This is a genomic window from Methanobrevibacter sp. 87.7, assembly GCF_002208625.1.
GTDB lineage: Archaea > Methanobacteriota > Methanobacteria > Methanobacteriales > Methanobacteriaceae > Methanarmilla.
Map to the genome: position 1 here is coordinate 1 of NZ_MRCT01000246.1, position 1,719 is coordinate 1,719.

Consider the following 1,719-nt stretch of genomic DNA (forward strand, 5'->3'; position numbering starts at 1 on the left):
GTTTTATAATTATTAGTTATGAATTTTTATAAAATAAGTAAAAGGAGTAAAAAAAATTTATTGGAATTTAACTAAAAATGTTTCCAATAAATTGTCCAGGATTAGTTATTAATCCTATAATTGCTTCAAGAAATGTTGGATAATTACTTGATAATGCAAATAAATAAACGATATAGAATAATACAATTAATATTAATATAATTAAAATTATTGTTAATATTATATCTGTAGCACTATATGGTTCTTTTTCTTTTTTAGATTTATTTTTTGCTATGAAATTTCTATTTAAATTGTTTCTAGTTTTTTTATTATATTCTGTATTTGGTTTTGTAGACCAAACATATTTATTTTCATCATCTTTAAGACTACCTTCATAATAACCTTGATTACCTTTTTTAGATGGTTTTTCATAAGGTACTCTTTTGTTTAAATCTTCATCTTTAGATAATTGTTCACTTAAACTTAAGTTTTCTTTAGGTTTGTTGTAGTCATTTAAGTTTAATTCTTCTTTATCTGGTTCATCGAAATATAAATCATCTAAATATTTTTCATATTTATCTTCTAGTGCTTTTTGTTTTGTTCTTTCTTCTGAAGCAGTATCTTTTTTATTTATTTCTTCTTCATTGTTGAAGATATTTGCCGGTTCTTGTTTAATTGTATTTGTTTGTGTGCTTGTTTTTGCTTCTTCAATATTTGTTTCAGGTTCTGTACTTTGAATTTCATTAGTTTTAACTTCTTCTTGAGGTTTATTGTTTTCTATTTCTGGTTCTATTATGTTTTCTGTTGTTAATGATTCTTCTTTAGCTTCTGGTTTTTTTGCAGGTTCTTGTTTAATAGTACTTGTTTTTGCTTCTTCTTTAGCTTCTGGTTTTTCTTGAGTAATTGGTTCTTGTTTAATTTTTTCTTCTGTATTTTGATTTTTACCTGTTTCAACTTTTGTATTATTTATTTTTTCAGAAACTTTAGATGCTAAACTATCACTAATTAGACTGTTTACACAATCTTTACATAATATGTTTCCACCAACTTCTATTCCACATTCAGAACATATTGGTTTTCCACATATAGCACAGTTATTTACACTATCTCTATCGGGATGATAATGACATTTCATATTTTTTTTACTCCAATATTTTTATACGATTATTTAATTTTAATAAAAATTATTTAATAATATAATATTATTATTAATTGTTATATATAATTTTAATGTTTTAGTTTATAAATGAATGATTATTTTGTTTAATTTTTATATATATTTTTTTTATTTTGTACAATCTTTTTTATATTCTTTATTTTTCATTTGTAGAAGTGTTTATTATTTTTTCTACTACAATCTCAGATGCAATTAGATCATCAACAGTATTTAAAAAACTTCCTAAAGAATCACTATCTATTTTAAACTCTAATTCATTTCCATTTATTTTTGATTGGATAAAACATTCATTATCTACTTTTAATGTTTTATGGGATATTTCTGCAGAGTTTTCATCATTATACTTAATTTTCATATTTGATTTGATTTTCATGATAATCTTCAACATCTTTTATTTTATAGTATATAATGTATATGGGTTTTTATCTATTAATATTTTTAGTTTATTCTATTTTATGAATAAATTTTCTTTTATTAAATTTTTATTAAAAATAGTATTTTTTTTAATTTTTATTTTTTTTTAAAAAATTTAATTAATTAATTAAATTATATATACTATAGAA

2 protein-coding genes are annotated in these 1,719 nt (G+C 20.8%); both read right to left on the reverse strand.

Annotated features, from left to right (window positions below):
- Positions 1–67: 67 nt before the first annotated feature.
- Positions 68–1,114 (reverse strand): hypothetical protein, encoded by a 1,047-nt coding sequence (locus BGI41_RS07995; RefSeq protein ID WP_088540172.1) that lies wholly within the window; start codon positions 1,112–1,114, stop codon positions 68–70.
- Between the two features lie 178 nt (positions 1,115–1,292).
- Positions 1,293–1,529 (reverse strand): KEOPS complex subunit Pcc1, encoded by a 237-nt coding sequence (locus tag BGI41_RS08000; protein ID WP_088540173.1) that lies wholly within the window; start codon positions 1,527–1,529, stop codon positions 1,293–1,295.
- Positions 1,530–1,719 lie beyond the last annotated feature (190 nt).